General features: G+C 66.6%; 1 protein-coding gene. It reads left to right on the plus strand.

Features of this window, described 5'->3' with window-relative positions; translation table 11 throughout:
• Positions 1 to 132: 132 nt before the first annotated feature.
• Positions 133 to 897, plus strand: a complete 765-nt coding sequence (locus AC0T5L_RS27115) for a transposase family protein (RefSeq protein WP_476168332.1) — start codon at positions 133 to 135, stop codon at positions 895 to 897.
• Positions 898 to 909 lie beyond the last annotated feature (12 nt).

Consider the following 909-nt stretch of genomic DNA (forward strand, 5'->3'; position numbering starts at 1 on the left):
TCCAGTGAGCCCTTTTCATCGTGAGCGTGCTGGTCACAGGCTCACACCGACTGCCCGAAACCTCTCCGGACAGCAAGAAGCCCCTGGTAGATGAGTTAACGACCAAGAAAACCTGCCCACCAGAGGCTCCACATGCTGTTCTACCGTGCCGCGCTGCCCCTGTCACGCCGGACCTTGAACCTGGCCGCCCGCACCATTCGCGCCCACCGCAAGCACACCGGCTCCCGATGGCGGCGCCTGGATCCCGCGCAGCAGGCCCTGCTCGTGCTGGTCCATCTGTACAAAGGCGAGACGTTCATCCAGGTCGCGGCCGGTTTCAGGGTGGGCACCACGACGGCCTGGCGGTACGTGCGCGAGACCACGGCCCTGCTCGCGAAGCAGGCACCCACCCTGGAACAGGGGCTGCGCCGGGCGCGCCGCAAGGGATGGGGGTACGTGATCGTGGACGGCACCTTGATCGCCTGTGACCGTGTCGCGGCCGACCGCCCGTTCTATTCCGGCAAGCACAAGCAGCACGGCATGAACATCCAGGTGGTGGCAGCGCCCGACGGCGAACCCCTGTGGACGTCGTGGTCGCTGCTCGGATCGGTGCACGACACCAGAGCCGCCCGGGTATGGAAGATCGCCGAGCGCATCAAGGCCTCGGGCCTGCTCGGCCTGGGTGACAAGGGGTACGTGGGCCTGTCGGAGGCGGTGTTCTGCCCGTTCAAGGGCCGGGGCAAGCTGCAGTGGAAGAAGGACGCCAACTCTGACCACGCCAAGCTCCGCAGCCCCGGGGAACGGGCATTCGCCCAGCTCAAGAACTGGGACGTCCTACGCCGGCTGCGGTGCTGCCCGCACCGGGCCGGCGAGATCACCCGAGCCGTGCTCGTCCTTCAACTCCGAGAAGCAGGATGAAAAAGGCTGAGT

The sequence above is a fragment of the Nocardiopsis sp. TRM 82005 genome (assembly GCF_056312425.1).

Bases quoted from the DNA above. Each gene is read 5' to 3' on its own strand.
- AC0T5L_RS27115 (WP_476168332.1), top strand. From the start codon at position 133: ATGCTGTTCTACCGTGCCGCGCTGCCCCTGTCACGCCGGACCTTGAAC.